The organism is Acidovorax sp. BoFeN1, assembly GCF_003345135.1.
Taxonomy (GTDB): domain Bacteria; phylum Pseudomonadota; class Gammaproteobacteria; order Burkholderiales; family Burkholderiaceae_C; genus Acidovorax; species Acidovorax defluvii.
This window is the reverse complement of sequence record NZ_QOZT01000064.1, coordinates 1-23,114: the sequence shown is the minus strand read 5'-3', so window position 1 is coordinate 23,114 and position 23,114 is coordinate 1. Positions and strand designations below refer to the sequence as shown.

Annotated in this window: 20 protein-coding genes, 1 tRNA gene and 2 pseudogenes; 10 read left to right on the top strand and 13 right to left on the bottom strand. The window is 66.2% G+C overall.

The genetic code is table 11. The annotated features are described in order from the left end of the window. Positions 1-297: pseudogene (locus DTW89_RS19770) on the bottom strand (hypothetical protein); the annotation flags it as partial. Then, positions 297-1,007, bottom strand: coding sequence for a RadC family protein (gene radC / locus DTW89_RS13950; protein ID WP_114656395.1), 711 nt, complete (start codon positions 1,005-1,007; stop codon positions 297-299). The pseudogene DTW89_RS19770 and the gene radC, both read right to left, overlap by 1 nt. 89 nt (positions 1,008-1,096) lie before the next feature. Here radC and DTW89_RS13945 point away from each other — a divergent pair, with 89 nt between their 5' ends. Next, positions 1,097-1,561 carry an FKBP-type peptidyl-prolyl cis-trans isomerase gene (locus DTW89_RS13945; RefSeq protein WP_024814271.1) on the top strand — a complete coding sequence of 155 codons (465 nt, stop codon included), beginning with the start codon at positions 1,097-1,099 and terminating at the stop codon, positions 1,559-1,561. 3 nt (positions 1,562-1,564) lie between these two features. Further along, positions 1,565-2,560 (top strand): 4-hydroxy-3-methylbut-2-enyl diphosphate reductase, encoded by a 996-nt coding sequence (gene ispH, locus DTW89_RS13940; RefSeq protein WP_024814272.1) that lies wholly within the window; start codon positions 1,565-1,567, stop codon positions 2,558-2,560. A gap of 95 nt (positions 2,561-2,655) precedes the next feature. On the opposite strand, the gene DTW89_RS13935 is transcribed toward ispH, so the two are convergent. Further along, a complete protein-coding gene (locus tag DTW89_RS13935) occupies positions 2,656-3,351 on the bottom strand; it encodes a CBS domain-containing protein (protein WP_024814273.1) in 696 nt (231 codons plus the stop codon). Positions 3,352-3,563: 212 nt separating this feature from the next. Here DTW89_RS13935 and DTW89_RS13930 point away from each other — a divergent pair, with 212 nt between their 5' ends. The 4 genes from DTW89_RS13930 (at position 3,564) to DTW89_RS13915 (ending at position 7,583) form a co-directional block, all read left to right on the top strand. After that, positions 3,564-4,505 carry a threonine/serine dehydratase gene (locus DTW89_RS13930; protein WP_114656394.1) on the top strand — a complete coding sequence of 314 codons (942 nt, stop codon included), beginning with the start codon at positions 3,564-3,566 and terminating at the stop codon, positions 4,503-4,505. Positions 4,506-4,658: 153 nt separating this feature from the next. Beyond that, positions 4,659-5,975: a serine--tRNA ligase gene (gene serS, locus DTW89_RS13925; RefSeq protein ID WP_114656393.1), complete on the top strand. Its 1,317-nt coding sequence runs from the start codon at positions 4,659-4,661 to the stop codon at positions 5,973-5,975. 34 nt (positions 5,976-6,009) lie between these two features. Next, positions 6,010-6,099: transfer RNA gene (locus DTW89_RS13920), tRNA-Ser, on the top strand. A 191-nt stretch (positions 6,100-6,290) separates the two neighbouring features. Next, positions 6,291-7,583, top strand: coding sequence for a sensor domain-containing diguanylate cyclase (locus tag DTW89_RS13915; protein ID WP_114656392.1), 1,293 nt, complete (start codon positions 6,291-6,293; stop codon positions 7,581-7,583). Positions 7,584-7,880: 297 nt separating this feature from the next. Here the strand turns inward: DTW89_RS13915 and DTW89_RS13910 are convergent, their stop codons facing one another. The 8 genes from DTW89_RS13910 to DTW89_RS13875 form a co-directional block, all read right to left on the bottom strand. Beyond that, entirely contained in the window at positions 7,881-9,512 is a 1,632-nt protein-coding gene (locus DTW89_RS13910; protein WP_114656391.1) for a PEP/pyruvate-binding domain-containing protein, read from the bottom strand. After that, complete coding sequence (locus DTW89_RS13905; RefSeq protein WP_114656397.1) at positions 9,509-11,458, bottom strand: DUF47 domain-containing protein; 1,950 nt, start codon at positions 11,456-11,458, stop codon at positions 9,509-9,511. The genes DTW89_RS13910 and DTW89_RS13905 overlap by 4 nt, the downstream gene beginning before the upstream one ends. Positions 11,459-11,654: 196 nt before the next feature. After that, positions 11,655-12,098 (bottom strand): acyl-CoA thioesterase, encoded by a 444-nt coding sequence (locus DTW89_RS13900; RefSeq protein ID WP_114656396.1) that lies wholly within the window; start codon positions 12,096-12,098, stop codon positions 11,655-11,657. 92 nt (positions 12,099-12,190) lie between these two features. Then, a complete protein-coding gene (locus DTW89_RS13895) occupies positions 12,191-13,201 on the bottom strand; it encodes a formylglycine-generating enzyme family protein (protein WP_114656390.1) in 1,011 nt (336 codons plus the stop codon). Between the two features lie 225 nt (positions 13,202-13,426). Next, positions 13,427-14,731 carry a tryptophan--tRNA ligase gene (locus DTW89_RS13890; RefSeq protein WP_114656389.1) on the bottom strand — a complete coding sequence of 435 codons (1,305 nt, stop codon included), beginning with the start codon at positions 14,729-14,731 and terminating at the stop codon, positions 13,427-13,429. Positions 14,732-14,760: 29 nt separating this feature from the next. Continuing rightward, positions 14,761-15,423: a site-2 protease family protein gene (locus tag DTW89_RS13885; protein ID WP_114656388.1), complete on the bottom strand. Its 663-nt coding sequence runs from the start codon at positions 15,421-15,423 to the stop codon at positions 14,761-14,763. A gap of 101 nt (positions 15,424-15,524) precedes the next feature. Beyond that, positions 15,525-16,160 carry an L-threonylcarbamoyladenylate synthase gene (locus DTW89_RS13880; protein WP_114656387.1) on the bottom strand — a complete coding sequence of 212 codons (636 nt, stop codon included), beginning with the start codon at positions 16,158-16,160 and terminating at the stop codon, positions 15,525-15,527. A 25-nt stretch (positions 16,161-16,185) separates the two neighbouring features. Further along, positions 16,186-17,046 (bottom strand): 3',5'-nucleoside bisphosphate phosphatase, encoded by an 861-nt coding sequence (locus DTW89_RS13875; protein ID WP_114656386.1) that lies wholly within the window; start codon positions 17,044-17,046, stop codon positions 16,186-16,188. Between the two features lie 170 nt (positions 17,047-17,216). Here DTW89_RS13875 and DTW89_RS13870 point away from each other — a divergent pair, with 170 nt between their 5' ends. The 4 genes from DTW89_RS13870 (at position 17,217) to DTW89_RS13855 (ending at position 21,035) form a co-directional block, all read left to right on the top strand. Then, positions 17,217-18,983 carry a methyl-accepting chemotaxis protein gene (locus DTW89_RS13870; RefSeq protein WP_114656385.1) on the top strand — a complete coding sequence of 589 codons (1,767 nt, stop codon included), beginning with the start codon at positions 17,217-17,219 and terminating at the stop codon, positions 18,981-18,983. A gap of 211 nt (positions 18,984-19,194) precedes the next feature. Next, on the top strand, positions 19,195-19,500 hold the full coding sequence (locus DTW89_RS13865; protein WP_111866151.1) for a helix-turn-helix domain-containing protein: 306 nt from the start codon (positions 19,195-19,197) through the stop codon (positions 19,498-19,500). Next, positions 19,500-20,846 (top strand): type II toxin-antitoxin system HipA family toxin, encoded by a 1,347-nt coding sequence (locus tag DTW89_RS13860; protein WP_114656384.1) that lies wholly within the window; start codon positions 19,500-19,502, stop codon positions 20,844-20,846. Before DTW89_RS13865 ends, DTW89_RS13860 begins: the two co-directional genes overlap by 1 nt. A 3-nt stretch (positions 20,847-20,849) precedes the next feature. Further along, positions 20,850-21,035: a hypothetical protein gene (locus DTW89_RS13855; RefSeq protein WP_024814286.1), complete on the top strand. Its 186-nt coding sequence runs from the start codon at positions 20,850-20,852 to the stop codon at positions 21,033-21,035. Positions 21,036-21,047: 12 nt separating this feature from the next. Here DTW89_RS13855 and recJ read toward each other — a convergent pair whose 3' ends face one another. Both recJ and DTW89_RS13845 read right to left on the bottom strand, forming a co-directional pair. Further along, positions 21,048-22,850, bottom strand: coding sequence for a single-stranded-DNA-specific exonuclease RecJ (recJ, locus tag DTW89_RS13850; protein WP_114656383.1), 1,803 nt, complete (start codon positions 22,848-22,850; stop codon positions 21,048-21,050). Further along, positions 22,847-23,114: pseudogene (locus DTW89_RS13845) on the bottom strand (phosphoglycerate mutase); the annotation flags it as partial. The gene recJ and the pseudogene DTW89_RS13845, both read right to left, overlap by 4 nt.

The window sequence follows — 23,114 nt, the reverse complement described above, 5'->3', positions numbered from 1 at the left end:
GGCGTCGGCAGCGGGCGCCGGGGTGGATGGGTGGGCCTTTTGGGCCATTTGTCTGGCGGCCTGGCGTGCCGCTGCGGCAGCAGCGGCGGCACGGCGCACGGCCCTTGCCGCAGGTGTGGCGCCCGCTTCGCCCGAGCGCGGTGCGGTTGCTGTTGGCTGCGCGGGGGCAGGTTCAACTGCCAATGGGTCTGCGGGAACAGAGGGCTTGGCTTTTGCCGCAGCGCGCGCCAGCGCCATGGCCAGTGCGCCCGGGCTGTCTGGCGGCGCGGGGCCCTTTGCCGCAGACCGGGCCGGCATCACACCAGCCCTTTCTCGGCCATCGACAGGGCCTGGCCCGGCGCCACGATGAAATGGTCAAGCACGCGCACGTCCACCAGCGCCAGGGTGGTTTTAAGGGTTTGTGTCAGGGCCTCATCGGCCCGGCTGGGCTGCACGCTGCCGCTGGGGTGGTTGTGCGCCAGCACCACGGCCGCAGCCTGGTGGTGCAGGGCGCGCAGCACCACCTCGCGCGGGTACACGCTGGTCTGCGTGAGGGTGCCCCGAAAGAGTTCTTCCATGGCCAGCAGGCGGTTCTGGCTGTCGAGAAACAGCACGGCAAAAACCTCGTGCCCCTTGGCAGCCAGGTGCAACTGCAGGTAGTGCCTGACGGCTTCGGGCGAGTCGAACACCTCGCGCTCGCGCAGTTGCTGGGCCAGGGCACGGCGGGCGAGTTCGAGCACAGCCACCAGCTCGGCACGCTTGGCCGGGCCCAGGCCCTTGATGCGTTCGAGGTCGGCAGCGCTGGTGTGCAGCAGACCGGCTATGCCGCCAAAGCCACCACCGAGCTGACCTGTGGCGTCCACCGCGGGCGGGTCGAGCAGCTCTTGCGCCATCTGCAGCACGCCCTTGCCCACGATGCCGGTGCGCAGCAAGATGGCCAGCAGCTCGGCATCGGCCAGTGCCGCAGGGCCGCGTGCCAGCAGTTTTTCGCGGGGCTGGGCATCGGTGGGCAGGTCTTTGAGGGGCATGGCGCTGGTTGTTTGACGCCAGTCAGGGGCCGACGGGCGTAGGGCTTTGCCCGGTTTTCTACAATATGACCCAGTTTATCGGGACTTTCATGACCTCTACCGCTGCTTCCCTTCCCTCCGTCCAGTCGGGTTCTTTCCTCACGCTGCACTACCGCCTGGCCGGTCCGGCGGGGGATGTGATCAACACTTTTGAGGACAAACCGGCCACCTTGTCGCTGGGCACGGGCGAGCTTTCGCCTGCCATGGAGCAGCACCTGCTGGGCCTGCCCGAGGGCACGCACGCCACGTTCGAGCTGGCCGCCGGCGAAGCCTTTGGCGAGCGCAATGCCGACATGCAGCAGTGGGTGGCGCGCAAGCTGCTCAACGAGCTGGGCGATCCGGACGAAAAATACAACGTGGGCGACGTGGTGCAGTTCCCCACGCCCGACGGGCAGGGCAGCTACGCCGGCGCCGTGATGCAGGTGCGCGATGACGGCGCCGTGCTGTTTGACTTCAACCACCCGCTGGCGGGCCAGCCGGTGACGTTTGAAGTGCAGATCATCGGCGTGTTGTGAGCCATGCAGAAACCCCAGGAAATCCTGCTGGCCGAGCCGCGCGGCTTTTGCGCAGGTGTGGACCGCGCCATCGAGATCGTCGAGCGCGCGCTGCAAAAGTTTGGCCGCCCGATCTACGTGCGCCATGAAATCGTGCACAACACCTATGTGGTCAACGACCTCAAGGCCAAGGGCGCAATCTTCATTGAAGAGCTTTCGGATGTGCCGCCCGGCGCCACGCTGGTGTTCAGTGCCCACGGTGTCAGCCGCGCCGTGCAGCAAGAGGCGCAGGCGCGTGGGTTCAACATCTTCGACGCCACCTGCCCGCTGGTGACCAAGGTGCATGTCGAAGTGGCCAAGCTTGCCAAAGAGGGCTACGAATTCATCATGATTGGCCACAAGGGCCACCCCGAGGTGGAAGGCACCATGGGCCAGCTCGACCACGGCATCCACCTCGTGGAAGACGTGGCCGACGTGGCCCGCGTGCAGCCCGCGCAGACCGAAAAGCTGGCGGTGGTGACGCAGACCACCCTGAGCGTGGACGACGCCGCCCAGATCTCTGCCGCCGTGCGGGCGCGCTTCCCTTTGGTGCGCGAGCCCAAGCAGCAGGACATTTGCTACGCCACGCAAAACCGGCAGGACGCCGTCAAACTGCTCAGCCCGCAAGTGGACCTGGTCATTGTGGTGGGCAGCCCCACCAGCTCCAACAGCAACCGCCTGCGCGAGCTGGCGGCCCGCCTGGGCACCACCGCCTACATGGTGGACAGCGTGGACGAGCTGCGCCACGAATGGTTTGACGGCATCTCCCGCGTGGGCCTCACGGCGGGTGCATCGGCGCCCGAAATTCTGGTGCAGCAGGTGATCGACCGCATCAAGGCGCTGGGCGCGGTGTCGGTGCGCAAGATGCAGGGCATCGAGGAAACCATCAAGTTCCCCCTGCCCAAGGGTCTCAAGATTGACCCCAGCACGGGCCTTGAAATCACCGAGCGCCTGCCCGAGACGGGGCCAGCGGGGCATTGAGCGGCAGGTTGTGAATGCTATTGAAATTATAGCTATTAGCGCTTGATGGGCATGCGCTAGAGGCTTATTTCACTTAAATTTTTGCGCGGCACACACTACAGTGACACCGCGGGGCCGCTCCACAAATCCAGCGGCGGATCGGCCGCCACGGCCCGCAAAATGTCGGTGCGCGCGATGAAGCCCGCCAGCACGCCGGCTTCGTCGGTCACCGGCAGGCCTGGCAGCCCCGTGTCGAGCAGCACGGCGGCCACGCGGCGCAGTTCGGTATCCGCGGCCACGGTGGGCACGGGGCTCACCATCACTTCGGACACCGGGCGGCGCGCCAGCTCAATGGCCTTTTTCACGGCGCCGGGCTCGGGCAGCAGGTCCAGCGGTGCCATGTCGGCCCGCAGCAGCAATCCGATCACGCGGCCCAGCGCATCGACCACCGGAGCCTGCCCCACCTGGCGCTCGGCAAGGATCTGCCACGCATCGTTTACGCGCATATCGGGGGCCACGCTGAGGGCGGTTGTGGTCATCACATCGCGCACCTCGGTCAAGGGCTGGCGTGCCAGCTGGGGGCCTTGCTCGGCCTGCGAATAGGCGCTGACCGCGTCCTGCATGCGCAGGTTGACAGGGGCGGCTGCTGGCTCTGGCGTGGGTGCGGGGCCGGGGGCGAGTGTGCCGTCAACATCCGGGCCACGCGTGCGCAGCGCCTGCGGGCGCGCCACACGCCGCACTGCTGCGATGTGCGCCAGGTTTTCGGGCCCGCCCCGGTACATCTGGCCCGACGGGCCGAACACAAAGAACATGGTTGCCTCCTGCGGGCAGCATGCCGCCCGTATGACCCATGTTATCGGCACGGCCAGCCAGAAAGTACAGCGCCACCTGTATCCGGGTGTGGGCTTGCACTGCACGGCGCTACCCAACGCTAGCCAATGCAAGCCAATGCAAGCCAACGCTACCCAGGGCCACCCGGCACGGCCCTCTAAACTGCTTCGCTTTACTCGCCCGGAGCCCTTGCATGATCAACCGCGCCGCCATCGCCGCCGCCCGCCGCCAGCTGGCCACCCAGCCCGATTTTTTGCGCACCACGCCGCTGATGCGGGTGTCTGGCCGATCCCTGGGTGTGGACTGCGGCGAAGTCTGGCTCAAGCTGGAGCACCTGCAGGTGGCCGGCAGCTTCAAGGCGCGCGGCATGCTCTATCGCCTGCTGGCCAACCCGGTGCCCGAGAGCGGCGTGATCATCGCCTCGGGGGGCAACGCTGGTATTGCGGTGGCAGCTGCAGCCCGGGCGCTGGGCGTGCGCTGCGAGGTGTTTGTGCCCGAAGTCTCGCCCGAAGCCAAACGCGCCCGCCTGCGGGCCCTGGGCGCCGAGGTGGTGGTGACAGGTGCAGCCTATTCCGAAGCGTTTGAAGCCTGCGTGGCCCGCCAGCAGGCCACCGGCGCCCTGCAGGCCCACGCCTATGACCAGCCCGAGGTGGTGGCCGGTGCGGGCACCCTGGCGCTGGAGCTGGAAGAACAGGGAGGTCGCCTGCCCGACACGTTGCTGGTCAGCGTGGGCGGCGGGGGCCTTATCGGCGGTGTGGCCGCCTGGGTGGAGAGCCGCGCCCATGTGGTCGCGCTGGAGCCCGAACGCGCGCCCACCCTGCACGCGGCGCGCGCCGCAGGCCAGCCGGTGGACGTGGAGGTGGGCGGCCTGGCCGCCGATTCGCTGGGCGCCCGCCGCATTGGCGCCATTGGCTGGGAGGTGAGCCAGTGCCATGTGCACGATGCGCTGCTGCTGTCCGACGACGCCATCCGCGCCGCCCAGTTGTGGCTATGGAAAGAGCTGAAACTGGCCGTAGAGCCCGCCGCCGCCCTGGGCCTGGCGGCGCTGCAAACCGGCGCCTACCGGCCTCAGCCGCAGGAGACCGTGGCCCTCATTCTCTGCGGCGCCAATTTTGATCCAGCCAGCCTCACCTGAGCCAGAAAGCAGCCCATGCAACGGGCGCGGTCCATGCCAGTGCACCCGTGGAACCGGCTTTGCCGGGCCACCGGGTGCGTCCCCCTCGGGGGAAGGCGCGAAGCGACTCAGGGGGGCTTAGATTTCGACTCAGGGGGGAACTAAAATCCAGCAATGCTTGACATTCTTCTTCTCCGCAAAGACCTCGACACCGCCATCGCGCGCCTGGAAACCCGCAAAAAACCCCAGGCCTTCCTGAACGTGGAAGCGTTTCAGGGGCTGGAATCCGAGCGCAAGACGCTGCAGACCCGCACCGAAGAGCTGCAAGCCCAGCGCAACCAGCTGTCCAAGCAGATCGGCATGCTCATGGGCAAGGGTGACAAAGACGGCGCCGAAGCCGCCAAGGCCCAGGTGGCAGCGTCCAAGGCCGAGCTGGAACAATCCGCCGCGCGACTGGAGCAGATCCAGGCTGAGTTGCAGGCCATGCTGGCTGCCGTGCCCAACCTGCCGCACGAATCCGTACCCGTGGGCAGTGACGAGGCGGGCAACGTGGAAGTCCGCCGCTGGGGCGCCCCCGCCACCTTTGCGTTCGAGGTGAAAGACCATGTGGACGTGGGCACGCCGCTGGGCCTGGACTTCGACATGGGCGTCAAGCTTTCGGGCTCGCGTTTTACCGTGATGAAGGGCCAGATCGCCCGCCTGCACCGTGCCCTGAGCCAGTTCATGCTGGACGTGCAGACCCAGGAGCACGGCTACACCGAGTGCTATGTACCCTACGCCGTGAATGCCGATTCGCTCAAGGGCACCGGCCAGCTACCCAAGTTTGAAGGCGACCTGTTCGCGGCCAAGAAGGGTGGCCAGGACGGTGAGCCCGTGCCCGACAATGCCGCGCTGTATCTCATCCCCACCAGCGAAGTGCCACTGACCAACTTTGTGCGCGACGTGGTGGTGGCCGAGTCCGAGCTGCCCATCAAGCTCACGGCCCACACGCCGTGCTTTCGCTCCGAGGCGGGCAGCTATGGCCGCGACACGCGCGGCATGATCCGCCAGCACCAGTTCGACAAGGTCGAGATGGTGCAGATCGTGCACCCAGACAAGAGCTACGAAGCGCTGGAGCAAATGACCGGCCACGCCGAGGCCGTGCTGCAAAAGCTCGGCCTGCCCTACCGCGTGATGAGCCTGTGCACCGGTGACATGGGTTTTGGCGCCGCCAAAACTTACGACCTGGAAGTGTGGCTGCCCGCGCAGAACACCTACCGCGAGATCAGCTCGGTGAGCAACTGCGAGGCCTTCCAGGCCCGCCGCCTGCAGGCGCGCTTCAAGAACGCCCAGGGCAAGAACGAACTGGTGCATACCCTCAACGGCTCGGGCCTGGCCGTGGGCCGCACGCTGGTGGCGGTGCTGGAAAACTACCAGCAGGCCGATGGCAGCGTGACGATTCCGGAAGCGCTGCGGCCCTACATGGGCGGGGTTGCCGTATTGGCCCCCTGAAAAATCCTGCTAGAATCGCAGGCTTCGACACACAGGAGAGGTGGCAGAGTGGTCGAATGTACCTGACTCGAAATCAGGCGTAGTGGCAACACTACCGTGGGTTCGAATCCCACCCTCTCCGCCAGTATGCACAAGGGTTTGTTGCTATTAATTTAGCAGCAAACCTTTTTTGCTTTTGGCGTCGGTACGGGCAGGTTGCACCGCGTCCGACACTCGCGTGGTTACCATGTGAAACCGCCATGTTCGGGGCCTGGCCAGTGGACTCGCGGGCACTGAGGCTACAGTCCCAAGTTGGTACCCAAACCACTGCAAAGCATGACCACATCTGAGCTGAGTTTGTTCAAGGCTGCCTTCATGCAGTCCTGGAATGCCATCGTCATCACCGACGCCGAACGTTTGGCGGGTTACCGTGTGCAGTTCGCCAATCCAGCCTTTTGTGCGATGACAGGCTATGCGCTGGACGAGTTGCGCGGGTGCACGCTCCAGATTCTCCAAGGCCCTGACACCGACCCGGCCGTGATTGACGACCTGCGCGCCTGCCTCAAGGAGGCTCGGTACTTCGAGGGCACGACGATCAACTACCGCAAGGATGGCGCGAGCTACGTGGTGCACTGGAATATCTCCCCGGTGCGCGACGACGAAGGTGTGCTCACGCATTTTGTGTCCGTGCAGCAAGATATTTCCGATATCGTGCGCGCTGCACAAGAGAACCTGCTGCTTGCGCGTGCGCTCGACGCCACCAGCGACCCTGTGGTGCTGACCGATGCGCGTGCACGGATCACCTTCGTCAACACGGCCTTTGCGAAAGTCACTGGGTACACCGTCCATGAAGTGCGGGGGAGAACGCCGGCCATGTTTCAGTCCGGAGCGCACGATGAGGCTTTCTACCGTGCCCTGAGAGCATCCCTTGATGCCGGAAAAGACTTCCGGGCCACCTTCATCAATCGGCGGCGCGACGGCTCGCTTTACCACTCTGAGCAGAGCATTTCCCCAGTGTGCGACGACAAGGGGCGCGTAACCCACTATGTGAGCGTCAGCAAGGACATCTCCGAACGCGTGGAGAAAGAGCAGAGCCTTCTTCACGAGGCAAGTCACGACAAGCTCACCGGCCTTCACAACCGTCGCTATGGTGAGCAGACCCTTGGCAAGGCCATCCTCGCGGCACACAAGCACGGCCGGTCACTCACGCTGCTTGTCTGTGACATTGACCACTTCAAGCAGGTCAACGACCGCTTCGGCCACCTGGCGGGTGACCGCGTGCTTCGCGATGTAGCGCACATCCTGCGTTCGGCGGTTCGCAGCCGAGATTGCGTCATTCGCTGGGGTGGTGAAGAGTTTCTGGTGCTGCTCGAACATTGCGAGCAGGCGCCAGGCGTGTTGTTGGCCGAACGCATTCGGCACCGCGTTGAAGCCCATCACGACGCAGACGTTGGCAAGGTCACGCTGTCGCTGGGCTTGGCCACGCTCAAGCCCGACGAAACGATGGAGCAACTCATCGCCCGCGCCGACGAAGCCCTGTACGAAGCCAAGCATGGAGGGCGCAACCGGCTTTCGATTTCGCAACGGCAAGGCGATAGCCCGGAGAGCATTTCCAGCCCTACGGGCTGAAATCAGTTGCCAATGGCTTTTTGGTGTCGCGCGCGTGCACATGACCGGGCCACGCCGCAGCGAAGCAGGCAATCACGACACTGGCTGAGGCCAGTGCCTGTTTCAAACACCCAAGGGATGCCCTGCATAGCTCCCTGCGGTCTGTGCTAGCGCGGCCTCGGGCGGTCCCCTGCATTGCTTTTCTTGCCAATAGCCGAGCTATTGGCCGCAAAAAGACGCCTTGTGGCCCATCCCGATTCGCACCACCACCGACTCGCGAGGGTTATGCAGGCCATCCCAAGGGCCTGATCGGTGCGGTCAGTGTTTGTGGTGGCGCGCACCCTTGCCATGGTGCTGGCTGCGCAGCTCTTCCAGCCGGGCGCGCAGGGCGGTGTCGGGCACGAGCGCGCTGGTGGCTTGCCCGGCATAGATGGCGCCGTCGTTGCCGTCGAGCGTGAGCACCTCGTATTCGGCCAGGGTCTGGCTGCCGATCTGCACGGTGCGGGCGGCCTCGTCGATGTACAGCGCTGTACAGCCGACCAGGCAGGTTTTGCCCATCTGCCGTGCCACCACGGCGGCGTGCGAGGTGCGGGCCCCGCGCTGGGTGAGCAGGCCCTGCGCGCCCTGCATGGCGGCGATGTCGCTGGTTTCGGCGTCCTGGCGCACCAGGATGGCAGGCAGGCCCCGCTGCGCCAGGCGTTCGACCGCCTGCGCGTCCAGCGCAATCGCGCCCGACACCACGCCTGAGCACGCCGGGTTGGCCTGGGCCAGCGGGGCGGGTGCGTTGTCGGGGTCGTCGCTGGCAACCATGCGCACGGTGCCCAGCGCGGCGGCGTCGATGGCCTGGGTGCGGTGCAAGGCCTCGGCGCTGTCGATCAGCCCTTCGTCCAGCAGGTCGATGGCGATGCGCGCGGCGGCCAGCGGGGTGCGCTTGCCCGAGCGTGTCTGCAGCATGTGCAACACGCCATCCTGCACGGTGAACTCGAAGTCTTCCATGTCCTGAAAATGCTGCTCCAGCGCCTGGGCCGAGGCCTGCAGCTGCTTCCAGGCTTCGGGGGCCACGGCGGCCAGCGTGGCGTGGCCATGGGCGTTGCGCCGGCCCGAGACCACGTCTTCGCCCTGCGCATTGGCCAGAAAGTCCACCCACAGGCGGGGCTCGCCCGTGCTCGGGTCGCGCGTGAAGCCCACGCCAGCACCCGAATGCCCGCCGGTGTTGCCAAACACCATGCGCTGCAGAATGACGGCGGTGCCCATGTCGGCGTCGATCTGGTTGATGCGCCGGTACTCTGCGGCTTTGTCGGCGTTCCACGAGGCAAACACCGCCTCGATGGCGCCCGAGAGCTGTTCCTGCGCATCCTGCGGGAAGGGGCGGCCCGCATGGGTTTCGTACAGGGCCAGAAAGCTGCGTGTGAGCTGGCGCAACTGGCTGAAATCGAGCAGCCGCTCATCCTGGCCCTGGGTGACTCGGGTGATCTCGGCCTCGAACAGGCTGGCGGGCAGCCCGGCCACCACTTCGCCGTAGCTGGACACCAGGCGCCGGTAGGCGTCCCAGGCCATGCGCGGGTTGCCGGTCTGGCGCACCAGGCCGGGCAGGGTGTGGTCGCTCAGCCCGATGTTGAGCAGGGTTTCGAGCATGCCCGGCATCGACACCGGGGCGCCCGAGCGCACCGACAGGATGAGCGGGTTGCGGTCGTCGCCAAACAGCAGGTCGGTGCTTTCCTCCAGCGCGTGCAGACCCACGGAAAACACTGGCAAAAAACAATCCTGCGGGGCATGGGTGTAGTGCGTTCCGATGACCAGTGCCACCGGGACGTTGAGCCCGGCCTGGGTCATGCGGTGCAGGTTGTAGCCCTTGGCACCCATGGTCTCCGGCGAGGGCTTGTGCAGGTGCTGGCTTGCGGGTGTGCGCACAAGGTACAGATGCTTGGGCAGACTGGAGCTGGATTTCATGCCGACATTCCCGTTTTGTTGAGCACCATCTGGCGCAGTGCATAGCCGGCCCGCAGCAGGTTGTCGGTGGCGTTTTCCAGCGTGGCGGCCAGGTCGTTGGCCAACATCAGGTCCACCGGGGCGTTGCGCAGGTTTTTGACCATGGCGGTGCGCGCCTGGCGAAACAGCTCGTCGCACTGGCGCTCGGCGCGCAGCATGCGCCACAGGGTCTGCAGGAACAGCTCGCTGTCGGGGCCGTCGGCGCGCTGGCTGGCCTGGCGGGCAATTTCGATGGCCTTGACCTGGTCCTGGATGGCGGCCAGCGTGGTGGCCGCCAGCTGACTCAGCGCTGCGCGCACTTCGGCGGGCAGCCCGGGGGCGGGATGGATGAGTGTGAGCGAGTGCATGAAGGTCGCTTCTTCGAGCGCGTCGGCCACGTCATCGGCCTTTGTCAGAAAGTCCACCACCGGCAGCCAGTGCGCGCGCCGCTCGGCCCGCTGGCGGGCTTCCATGAGCAGGTGGTCGGCCTGGCGCTCCCAGTTTTTGGCGCGCAGCACCTGGGCCTGGGTCTGTGCGGTATCGCCGGGGTTATCCAGCGCGTCGCACAGGCCCTCGGCCAGCGCGTGCGTGTAGGCGGCGTGCTCGGCCAGCAGGTCGAATTCAAAGGTGCGCTGGCGCAGCACGCGGGCCAGCAGCAGGTGCGCCTCGTCGGCCACCAGCGACACGGGCTGCTGCTGGCGCAGCACCATGCTGGAGATGCGCAACAGCTCCAGCAGGTAGGCGCTGGCGGCGGTTTCGCCCAGCACGTCGTCGAGCCGGTCGCCCACGCGGAAGGCTTCGCTGTCCACGGCCTGCATGGCGTTGTAAACCAGGCGCTCGGCACCGGCCAGCAGCCAGGCCATGTGGCCCCAGTCGTTTTGCGCGGCCTGCGCCAGCAGCTGGTGCGCCCGGGGCTTGCTCACAAAATGCTGCAGGCGCTTGCGGGCCCGGTTCCAGTCGATCACGAAGACGATGCGCGATGCCACGTTCTCCAGGCCGGTCTGCAGCTCGGCATTGCTTTGCGCCTGCAGCCGCGCCTGCCCCACAAGGTAGGGCTTGCCGGCGTTGAGCCCTTCGGAAACCCGGGGGTCGAACACCTCCCAGCCAAAGCCCATGTCTTCAAGCATTTGCCGGAAAAACCCGAAACGGCCCGGGTGCAGGTCGGAGTAGGTGAGCGAGATCGTGCTGTCCTGCACCTCGATGACCAGCACGTGGACGTCGTTGGTTCCGATGTCGTTCTGGATCAGCAGCCGCGGGCCGTCGCGCGTGACGGCGGTGTCAAGCCCGGGGTGCGAAAACTTCAGATCGGCGGTGCGGTGCAGGCCGCGCATGAAGGCGCGGATCAGCGGGCGGTCATCGTCCTGCACCTGCCAGGTGTGGGCGCCGTCCACGTCTTCGGTGGCCATTTCACCCGACAGTGCATTGATCTGCTTGTGCAGGTCCATGACCAGCAGGTGCAGGCTGTCGCCGCGCTGGCGGTCGCCGTGGGTCAGTTCGGCCAGTGCGGCGCGGCGCAGACCCTCGTCGTCGGCCAGGGCATGGAGCTGGCGCAGCCAGTGGTCTCGCCGCACGGTCAGCGCGTCTGCGCTGGCCTGGCCGACGTCGCACAGGGGGCGGGCCATGGTGGCGAGGTCGTTTGACAGCGCCTCCAGCAGGTTTTCCATGTGGGGCAGGATCAGCAGGTCGTCGTCGTAGTAAGCGCCGCTCAGCATTTCCGGGGCCCAGGGGGCGTCTTGCAGACCGGCGTGCGCGATGTCCGTCTCCCAGCGTCCTACCGGCCCATCGGGCGTGGACGCATGCTGCGCCGCCGATTGCAGCAGGGTGAGGTACAGCTTGAGCCGGTCGTTGGCCGCCAGGGCAGCTTTGATCCACGCGGGCATCAGCAGCGAGGGCTGCCCCAGGGACGCAACCGCTTTTTCCTTGAGCATCAGGAGTTTCTCCGCAAACACAGGTGGTGTATTAGCGCCTGCATGAATGGCAGGCTGATGACAGCCCCGCAGCGCCTGCGGGGTAGCCTCCCAGAAGGTTTTGCATTCAATCGGATAACTAGGCGGGGAGTCGCAGACAGTGCTTTAGCACGGCAAGGCGACCCAACGACGTTATACGTTTGAAGGCAAAACCGTATCAGCCGTCCTGCTGCGCCGTCAGGGCGGGCAGGTAGATGCGGCAGAACTCCTCGGGCATGCGCCGCGGCTTGCCGCTGCCCAGCTCGATGCACACCAGGTCCCAGCGGCCGCGCAAAAGGGTGGCCTGGTCGCTGTTGCGGATCAGCTGGAAGCGCCGCTCCATGGTCAGCTTGCCGTCGCTGGCCACCAGCCAGGTGCCCAGGGTGAGCGCGTCTCCCAGAACCGAAGGCAGCAGATAGTCGTATTCGCTGCGGCGGATGGCCATGGCGCGGTTCAGGCGGTGGTAGTCGTGCAGGTCCAGGCCCAGGGCCTGCGAATGTGCCCAGGCGACCCTTTCGCACCACTGCACGTACACGGCGTTGTTGGTGTGGTTCAGGCCGTCAATGTCGTGTGCCTGCGGTGTGGCGGGCAGGGTGAAAGGCTGTGGATGGTCCCAAGGCATGCGGGCGATTGTCGCCTGCGCCATGGGGCGGCAGGTGTCATGTGAATGACGCTGCAGACCGCGCGGTCGCCGCACGCTGCGGGTGCAAACGCTCAGCGCCCGGGAATCTCGCGCACCAGCCGCATGCCCACCAGGGTGTAGCGCGTCTCAGGGCTGTTCCAGTTGCGATAGCTGCAACGGGCATAAAACGCCCAGGTGTGCCACGAGCCGCCCCGGCGCACCCGCACGCTGCCCTCGGCAGGGCCTTGCGGGTCGGTGCGGGGGGACTGGGCGTAGTAATGGTCGCCATGCCAGTCCGCCACCCATTCCCAGGCGTTGCCCAGCATGTCGTGCAGCCCGAAGGCATTGGCCTGCAGGCTGCCCACGGGCGCGGTGAAGGCGTGGCCGTCGCTCGCGGGCAGGGCGTGCTGCCGCCAGCGTGGCCAGTAGGGCGCGGCGGCCTGGTCGAACAGGTTGGCATGGCGCACCAGAGTCTCGGGCGCATCGCCATGCGGGTAGCGCGTGCGGCTGCCGGCGCGGCAGGCGTATTCCCATTCCGCCTCGGTGGGCAGGCGGTAGCGCTGGCCCTCGGTGCGGCTGAGCCAGGCGGCCAGGGCCTGGGCGTCGTTCCAGGTGACGTTGACCACGGGGTGGCTGTCATCCTGCGCAAACCCGGGGTTGCGCCAGGAGTAGCGCGGGTTGCGGCCTTCAAAGGCATCGCCGCGTGCCGTGGTGGCGGTGTCGTAATCGGGGTTGTAGCCATAGCCACCGGTGCCGTCGGCCTCGGACTCCGGGCGATAGCCCGAGGCTTCGACGAAGCGGCGAAACTGCCCCACGGTCACCTCGTGCTGCCCCAGGTAAAAGGCCCGGCGGATGCGCACCCGGTGCACCGGGGTCTCGTCGCTGAGCAGGGTGAAGCGCTTGCGCTCCAGTTGGGGGAAAGCCTGGGCCAGCGCACCGGGAGATTCGGCGCTGCCCATCCAGAAGCGGCCCGCCGGCACCTTCACAAAGGCCATGCCGAGCGAGTTGGTCCAGACTTGCGGGCTCTGGTCCGCAGGCGGTGCCGCCAGGGCGCAGGCCAGCGGCGTCAGCGCAAAGAGCAGTGCGAAGGTGCGAGATGCCATGGCGTGCCCGGTAGGGTGCAAAACAATGAAGCCGTGTGAACCCGTGTGAGGCCGTAAGAAGTGGGCAGGGCCGCAGCACTTGCAGGCCATTGTGGCAGCGGTGGCGACGTGGCGAAAGCAAAAATGGCCCCCGGGAAGCGGGAGCCATTTTGTGGTCATTATTGCCTCTAGTGCTTATGGATAAAGCGCTAGTAGCTATTGAAATAATAGCGTTTGTGCAGCCCGTCAGGCGTTGGCGGCCTCGGCCAGTTGCTGCAGGGCGGCGGCCACGTCCTGCGCTGGCACACCTTCGATGGGCGCCAGCTGGCCCGCCAGGGCGGCGAGGGCGCTTTCGCCCTGCTGCTGCAGGCGGGCGATGGCCTGGCCCGCATCCTTGGGTGCGGCAAAACCCGTGCTTTGCAGCAGCAGGCGGCCATCTGCTGCCACGAACTTGAAGTAGAACTGGCCGTCGGCTTCGCGGTATTGCTTGAAGCTAGGCAGGGCGGCCTTGGTGGCTTTGGCGGCCTTGGGGGCTGCGCTGGCCTGGGCCAGGCTGCGCAGGCCCACGGCAGAGCGCAGCTTGCGCACAAACGGCGTGGCAATCTGGCGCGCGCGTTCGGCGCCCGCCAGCAGCGTCTGCTCGATCTTCTCGGGGTGGGCCATCAGGTCGTCATAGCGCTCGCGCATGGGCGCCACGTCGCGGTCGATGCGCTCGAACAGCAACTGCTTGGCATCGCCCCAGGCAATGCCCTCGGCGTATTGCCGGCGCAGTGCATCGGTTTCTTCGGGCGTGGCAAAGGCCTGGTAGATCTGGAACAGCGCCGAGCCCTCCACCTCCTTGGGCTCGCCGGGCGCGCGCGAGTCGGTCAGGATGCCGCCGATCAGCTTTTTGAGCTGCTCGCGCGGGCTGAACAAGGGGATCGTGTTGTCGTAGCTCTTGCTCATCTTGCGGCCATCGAGCCCCGGCAGCGTGGCCACATGCGCGTCAATCGCCGCTTCGGGCAGCGTGAAATGTTCGCCATACAGATGGTTGAAGCTGGCCGCCATGTCGCGCGCCATCTCGATGTGCTGGATCTGGTCGCGGCCCACGGGCACCTGGTGGGCGTTGAAGATCAGGATGTCGGCGCCCATGAGTACGGGGTACATGAACAGGCCTGCCGTCACGCCGTCGTCTGGCTCACGGCCGGCGGCGGCGTTCTTGTCCTGCGCGGCCTTGTAGGCGTGGGCGCGGTTGAGCAGGCCCTTGCCGGTCACGCAGGTCAGCAGCCAGGTCAGCTCGGTCGTTTCGGGGATGTCGGACTGGCGGTAGAAGGTGACCTTTTCCGGGTCCAGCCCGGCGGCCAGCCAACTGGCGGCGATCTCCAGCGTGGAGCGCTGGATGCGTGCCGGGTCTTCGCACTTGATGAGCGCGTGGTAGTCGGCCAGAAAGTAAAAGCTCTGCACACCCGGGCGCAGGCTGGCCGCCACCGAGGGGCGGATGGAGCCCACAAAGTTGCCCAGGTGGGGCGTGCCCGTGGTGGTGATGCCGGTGAGAAAACGCGTGGTGCTCATGGAACGGTGTCAGCAATAAAAGGGAAGGGTCAGCGGAGCAGGGCGGTCAGCGGGGTCAGCAGCAGGTTGATGGCGCCATGGCCCAGCGCCATCAGCGGGCGCAGCCAGAGCGATCCCAGCACCCCAGCCACCACCAGCCCCAGCACGATGAAGAAACCATAGGGCTCCACGCGCGAGACCATGTGCGCCTGCTTCCAGGGCAGCAGGCCCACCAGAATGCGCCCGCCATCGAGCGGTGGCAGCGGAAACAGGTTGAACGCCCACATCACCAGGTTGACCAGCACGCCGGCGCGCGCCATTTCAACGAAGAAGCGCTCGTCCACGCCAGTGCCCACCAAGGCCACCAGCAAGATCGCCCACAGCACGGCCTGGATGAAGTTCGAGGCCGGCCCCGCCAGCGCCACCCACACCATGTGGCGCTTGGGATTGCGCAGGTTGCCAAAATTCACCGGCACCGGCTTGGCATAGCCGAACAGGAACGCGCCCGAGGTGGCAAAGTACAGCAGCAGCGGCATCAGGATGGTGCCTACCGGGTCAATGTGCTTGATGGGATTGAGCGTGATGCGCCCCAACATGTACGCGGTGTTGTCGCCAAAGTGGCGCGCCGCATAGCCATGGGCCGCCTCGTGCACGGTGATGGCAAACAGCACCGGCAGGGCGTAGATCAGAACAGTTTGGATGATGTTTTCCACCGGGCGATTGTCTCAGGCTGTAGATTGCTGCAAAAAAGAGAGCTGCCAGCGCTTTCTGGATAAGCGCTGGAGGGTGATTTGGCTTGAAGTTTTGTATGGGCTCAAAGCCCAAGCGCCTGTACGCTGCCGCGGCCTTCGCGCAGCACTTCGGGGTCGCCGCCGTTGCCCATGGGCGTGAGATCGATCACGGTGGTGGGCTCCAGGGGGCAGGCGCCCGCATCCACGATGGCATCGAGCAGCTTTTCGTAGCGGTCGCGGATTTCCTGTGGGTCGTTGAGCGGGTCGGACTCGCCCGCTGGAATCAGCGTGGTGGCCAGCAGCGGCGCGCCATGCAGCTCCAGCAGCAATTGCAGGCCCTTGCGGTCGGGCACGCGCAGGCCGATGGTCTTGCGCGATGGGTGGCTCACGCGGCGCGGCACCTCTTTGGTGGCTTCCAGGATGAAGGTGTAGGGCCCCGGCGTGCCGAGCTTGAGCAGCCGGTATTGCCGGTTGTCCACCCGTGCGTAGTTGGCCAACTCGGACAGGTCGCGGCACAGCAGGGTCAGGTGGTGCTTGTCGTCCACCTGGCGGATACGGCGCAGGCGATCCACGGCGTCCTTGTCGTCAAGGTGGCACACCAGGGCGTAGCTTGAATCGGTGGGCACGGCCAGGATGCCGCCTTTTTGCAGCAGGGCCGCCGCCTGCTTGAGCAGCCTCGGTTGCGGATTTTCGGGGTGAACTTCAAAATACTGTGCCATGGCAGCCAATGCCTCCGGATCAATGTTAGGCCGGGTGCACCCGCTCGGCCAGCAGTTCCCACACGGGGGTCAGGGTGCCGGGCAGCAGGGGCAGGGCGCCCAGGTCGGTGTGGGATTCGTCGGGGCTGTGAAAGTCGCTGCCGCGCGAGGCGGCCAGGCCGAACTCGTGGGCCATCGCCCCGTAGGTGACATATTCGGCCGCGCTGTGGCTGCCGGTGACCACTTCCACGCCTTGGCCGCCATGGGCCTTGAACTCGGAAAACAGCGCGTATTCCTCGTTGGCCGTGAGCTTGTAGCGGGCCGGGTGGGCGATCACCGCCACGCCCCCGGCATCGGTGATCCAGCGCACCGCGTCGCCCAGCGCCGCCCAGCGGTGCGGCACATAGCCGGGCTTGCCTTCGACCAGAAATTTGCGAAACACTTCCGCAGTGTCGCGGCACACGCGGGTTTCAACCAGAAAGCGTGCAAAGTGGGTGCGCGAAACGAGTTCGGGGTTGCCCACAAACTTCAGTGCGCCCTCATAGGCGCCATGAATGCCCGCCTGCGCCAGTTGCGCCGCCATTTCGCGTGCGCGCCCGCCACGGCCGCCCCGGGTGGTGGCCAGGCCTTGCGCGAGCTGCGGGTTGTCGGCATCGAAGCCCAGGCCCACGATATGCACGGTGGTGTTGGCAAAACTGACAGAGATTTCCGTGCCCGTGAGGTAAGCCATGCCCTGGCTGCGGGCGGCGGCGGCGGCACGGGGCTGGCCGCCGATCTCGTCGTGGTCGGTCAGGGCCCACAGCTCAACCCCGTTGGCCCTGGCGCGCGCGGCCAGGTCTTCGGGCGCCAAGGTTCCGTCGGATACGACGGAGTGGCAATGCAGGTCGGCGTTGAGGTAGGTGGTCACCGATCCATTCTACGGGTTTGTCCTTGTGCGGGCGCTGCGGTGGGCCGTGCAGGCCGTGTTGCATTCAGCACAAAGCACCTGTTGCAAAATGTAGCATTTTGAACGGCGCCGGTGATAATTGCTCGTTTCATTCGCCCTTTCAGGGTTTCGGGGTTTCAGAAGGAAGAGCCATGCAGCTGGACAACATCCGGGTATCGCGCAAGTTGTGGGGAGCTTTCATCGGGTTGATGATTGCCATGCTGATCATGTCCGGCTGGGCGCAACACCGCTCCAACAACTCCATGGTCAGCGCCATGGATGCGGTGGTCGAGATCGAGGGGCGCATTGGGTCCGCCCTGCGCTGGCGTGGCGCCACCGAAACCGCCGTGACGATGATCATGGGCAGTGCCGTGACCACCGACGAAGCGCTGGCGCAGCAATATGACGCCCGCGTCAAGGAAATCATTGGCCAGATCAACAAGGTGCAGGAAACCATCGTGGCCTCGGCCACCGCACCGGCGGAAAAAGCGGCCCTGGACAAGGTGCAGGAAGCGCGCAAGCTGGTGCTGGCAACCACCGCCCGGTCGCGCGAGGTCAAGAGCGCGGGCGACCCGGTGGCCACCCAGAAGTTTGTGGACAGCGAGTTCACCCCCCTCGTCGCCGCCTACCTGAAGGCGCAGGACGATTTTGTGCGCACGCTGGAGCAGCGCCGCGAGCAGGTCCGCACCGATGCGTTCAACCGCCGGGTGCAATACGCCATCATGGGTCTGGTAATGGCTGCCCTGCTGCTGGCGGTGGGGCTGGCCATGGCGTGGCAGCTGGTGCGCTCCATCACCCGGCCGCTCGACCAGGCCGTCAATGCCATTGACGCCATCGCCGCAGGCGACCTCACGCAAGAGCTGCGTTCCACCCGCAAGGACGAGTTTGGCCATATGCTGCGCTCGTTGTCGGCCATGTCCACGCAGCTGCGGGGTGTGGTGACCGATGTGCGCTCGGGGGTGGACTCGGTGTCGTCGGCATCGGTGCAGATTGCCAACGGCAACCACGACCTGTCGGCGCGCACCGAGCAGACGGCCTCCAACCTCGAAGAAACCGCCGCCAGCATGGAGCAGCTGACGGCCACCGTCACCCAGTCGGCCGACACCGCCCGCCAGGCCAACCAGCTGGCGGGCACCGCCGCCCAGGCGGCCGCGCGCGGCGGCGAGGTGGTGGGTCAGGTGGTGGCCAGCATGCAGCAGATCACCGACAGCAGCAAAAAGATCAGCGACATCATTGGCGTGATTGACGGCATCGCGTTCCAGACCAACATCCTGGCGCTCAACGCCGCCGTGGAAGCCGCGCGCGCAGGCGAGCAGGGCCGGGGCTTTGCCGTGGTGGCCAGCGAGGTGCGCAGCCTGGCCGGGCGCAGCGCCGAGGCGGCCAAAGAGATCAAACAGCTCATAAGCACGTCGGTCGAGAACGTCGAAGCGGGCTCGGCCCAGGTGGCGCAGGCCGGTCAGAGCATGGAAGAAATTGTCTCCAGCGTGCGCCGCGTGAGCGACCTCATTGGCGAGATCACGGCCTCGTCCACCGAGCAGCGCGACGGCATTGCCCAGGTGAACCAGGCCGTCACGCACCTGGACCAGATGACGCAGCAGAACGCCGCGCTGGTGGAGGAAAGCACCGCAGCCGCCGCATCCATGCGCGACCAGGCCCAGCACCTGGCCAACGTGGTGTCGGTGTTCAACGTGGGCGCCGCGCTGACCCGCGCGCCCGTGGCCCCACGCCCTGCTCCGGCAGTGGCCGCCCCACGTTCCGCACCGGCCCCGGTGCGGGTTGCATCCGCCCCGGCTGCAAAACCGGCCGCGCGGCTGGCGTCTGCAGCTCCCGCCGCGCCCAAGCCTTCGGCCACCAAGCCCCCAGCGCCCGCGCCCCGCGCTGCGACCACGGGCAACGATGACGACTGGGAGAGCTTCTGATTCCCTCTACAGGCTTCAGATGGCTTCAGATTGCTCATGTTTTGATAGCTGCTAGCGATTGATGGGTAAGCGCTAGAGCCCGATTTGGTTTGTTTTATTGCGCAAGTATGCTTCTGGCGCTTACTCGGCAAGCATTCCGACTCACCCATCAGTATTTTGATTTTTGCGTCAAAAATTGCTAGCATTGCAAAAATTTTGACGCAAATATCAATTGCAAACCCTCCAAGAACTCGGTGAGGCCGTCGCCACACGTCGCAAACTGCTGGGCCTCAAGCAGGGCGATGTTGCGGCCAAGGCGGGCGTCACGCCCGAATCCCTGTCGCGCTTTGAACGCGGCAGGTCCGCGGAGTTTGGCGCGCGCAAACTGCTGGCGGTGCTGGCTGTGCTGGAGGCCGAACTGGACATCGTGGCGCAAGGCCAGGCGGGCAATCTGGACGAGTTGCGCCGCGAGCGCGCACAGTCCACCCCTGGGCGCACGGTCGATGCCCAGGGCACTTCCAGTGAGGGCCGTCGCTGATGCAGTTGTCTGTGTACGTGCTGGGCCGCGAGGTCGCCACGCTGGAGCAATCCGGCGACTTCAAAAGCGTGCTCACCTACCACCCGCAGGTGGCGGCCGACGACTTTGTGTCGCTCACCATGCCCGTGCGCCTGGAGAGCTATGTGTGGGACGACCAGCTTCCGCCCGTGCTGCAGATGAACCTGCCCGAGGGCTATCTGCTTCAGGTGCTGCAAGAACAGTTTGGCCCACACATCGGCGCCAGCCCCATTGCTCTGCTGTCCGTCATTGGCCGCAACATGGTGGGCCGCCTGCAGGTAGCGGCACCCGGCGCGCAGCTCGATGAACCGGCCCAGCCCATCGAAGTGGCTGCGCTGCTCAAGGGCGACAACTCCGAAGCCGCCTTTGCGGCCTTGGTGCGCCAGCACGCCACCAGCGGCGTCTCGGGCGTGGTACCCAAGTTTCTGGATGCGCAGGCCGACGCGGGCGCTGCACCGGCCGACCCCATGGAAGCATTGGCACTGCACAAAAAAGCCAGCGTCATCACCCGCCGCCACATCATCAAAGGCTCCAGCGCCCAGTTGCCCTTCGTCGCGTTGAACGAACACCTGTGCATGCAGGTGGCCCGCCGCGTCCTGCCCACTGCCCATACCGAAGTGTCCGACGACGGGCAGGCCCTGGTGGTGCACCGCTTTGACGTGGATGAACACGGCCAGCCGCTGTGGGGCATGGAAGACTTTTGCAGCCTGCTGGGCCTGCGCCCCGCCGCCAAATACGACACCACCTGGGAGCGCATCGCCAAAGCCGTGCGCGACCACGTGCCCGGCGCCCAGCGGCTGGCCACCTTTCGCCAGTTGGCCACCACCTTGCTGCTGACGTATGCCCTGCGCAACGCCGACTGCCACGCCAAAAACCTGGCCCTGCGCTACAGCCGCCGGGCCGACGTGCATCTGGCGCCCGCCTACGACATGCTCACCACCAGCGTGTATGCGGGCTTTGCGCACAACCCTCCCGGCATCGAGTTCATGGGCAAACGCACCTGGATGCCCGGCAAAAACCTGCAAAAGTTCATCGCCGCCACCTTTGGCATCCAGCCCAAGGAGCAACAGCACATGGTGCAAGCCATCAGCGACGCTGTGGCTGACGTAGCGCCCCAGGTGCGCCAGGCCATGGCGCAACACCCCGGCTTTGAAGACATCGGCAAACGCATGCTGCTGGCCTGGGCCGAGGGCGTGCAGGGCCTACGGGACGAGCGGGTGTACGCGGTAGGGGCGTGGCAGGCGGGCGATGCGTTTGAGGGGTTTTCGCCCCCAACCAAAACAAAAAATCGAAACTACCAAGATGGGGCACTCCATATTGCTGGGTAAGCGATGAGCGCTGGCTTTACGAAGGATGCAGCCACCGCAGCGCGCATCCAGGAAAAGCGGCACATCACCCTGATCGGGCTGGACACGTTGTTTGACCTGTGGATGGAGCACTACGGCAAGCTCACCGACCAGGCGTTGCGGCGGTTGCCGTTGCGGCCTATTCAGTCGTATTTGCCGGGGGGAGCGTAGCTGCATTGGGCTTTACAGCTGCGCGCCTTCCACCAGAAACTGCACCTTGCGCTCGCCCTTCCACTCGTTGACGTCGAGCCGAAAGGCCAGCAGCACGCGCGTGGGCAGGGGTTCGGTGTGGCTGAACCAGATGGCGTCGATGGGATTGCCCTGGTGGATGAGCTTGATGGACAGGTGGTTCTTGCCTTCGCCCACCAGCCGCTGGCTGAGCACCTGCACTTCTTCGCTGAACGTGGGTGGGGCAAAGCCCTGGCCCCACACCTCGCGGTGCAGGGTGTCCACCATGTCGGCGCGGCAGTATTCGGGGGCCAGCGGGCCGTCGGTTTCGATGCGGCGCGTGAGCGCGGCCACGTCGAGCCATTCGCGCGCAACCTGGGCCAGGGCCTGCTCGAACACGTCAAACGCTTCTTCGGCCACCGTGCAGCCAGCCGCCATGGCGTGGCCGCCAAATTTCAGCAGCACGCCCGGATGGCGCTTGGCCACCAGGTCGAGCGCATCGCGCAGGTGAAAGCCGGGGATGGAGCGGCCCGAGCCCTTGAGCTCGTGCGCCTTGCCCGGCGCGCTGCTGGCAGCAAACACAAAGGTGGGGCGGTGCAGCTTGTCCTTGATGCGACTGGCCACGATGCCGACCACGCCTTCGTGAAAATCGGGGTCGAACACGCTGATGGCGGGTGGCGGCTCTTCGTCCTCCTGGAACAGGCTTTCGGCCATCAGCAGCGCCTGGTCGCGCATGCCGCCCTCGATTTCGCGGCGCTCGCGGTTGATGCCGTCGAGCGTGGCGGCCAGCTCAGCCGCGCGGCCCGCGTCGTCGGTCAGCAGGCATTCGATGCCCAGTGTCATGTCGGCCAGGCGCCCTGCGGCGTTGATGCGCGGGCCTAAAGCGAAGCCGAAGTCGAACGTGGTGGCCACGGGCGCCTTGCGGCCGGCGGCGGTGAACAGCGCGGCCACCCCGGCAGGCATCTGGCCTGCGCGGATGCGCTTGAGGCCCTGCGCCACCAGGCGGCGGTTGTTGGCATCAAGCTTGACCACGTCGGCCACGGTGCCCAAAGCCACCAGCGTGAGCAGGGGGTCGAGCTTGGGTTGGGGTCTAGGTGCCCCCACGCTCCCCGCTTCGCGTGGTTCGCTGCCCCCAGCCGGGGAAGGGGCCCCGGCCGAGCCGGTTCCTGGGGCGCTCGATGCATCAAACACACCGCGCGCGCGCAGCTCGGCGCGCAGCGCCAGCAGCACATAGAACATCACACCGACCCCTGCCATGGACTTGCTCTCAAAGGTGCAGCCGGGCTGGTTGGGGTTGACGATGGCGTCTGCGGCGGGCAGCTCGGGGCCGGGCAGGTGGTGGTCGGTGACGAGGACTTGCAGGCCCAGCGCCTTGGCCTCGGCCACGCCCTCCACGCTGGCGATGCCGTTGTCCACGGTGATGAGCACATCGGCGCCGCGTTCGGCCACCCGGCGGGCGATGGACGCGGTGAGGCCGTAGCCATCGGTCACGCGGTCGGGCACGAGATAGTCCACGTGGGTAGCCCCCAGCAGGCGCAGGCCGCGCACGCCCACGGCGCAGGCGGTGGCGCCGTCGCAGTCGTAGTCGGCCACGATGCAAAGGCGCTTGTTTTGCGCCATGGCATCGGCCAGCAGGCGCGCGGCGGCGTCGATGCCTTTGAGTCCCGATGGGGGCAGCAGCCGACCCAGGCCATCGTCCAGTTCATCCTTGGCGCGCACGCCGCGCGCGGCATACAGGCGCGCCAGCAGCGGGTGCACGCCGGCCTGTTCCAGCGCCCAGGCGGCGCGGGGGGGAATGTCTCTTGCTATTATTTTCATAGCTGATTGCGCAGGTCCATAAAGCGCTGGGGCCTGAAAAAGCCTTGAATGCGCTGTGCCAGGCCGCGCGGTGCGCTGTGAAAGCCCTGTGCATTGCGCTCGCCACACAGCGTGAGTTGCACGGGTGCGCCGCTTTCGCTCTGTCGCAGCAGATCGGCCACGGGGCCGGAATCGAGCGCCGCCCAGGCAGTGGCCCAGGTGCGCCAGTCTTCGCGCAGGGCCGCATCACGCAGCATGGTGGGCACCGTGGGTACGGTGGTGGGG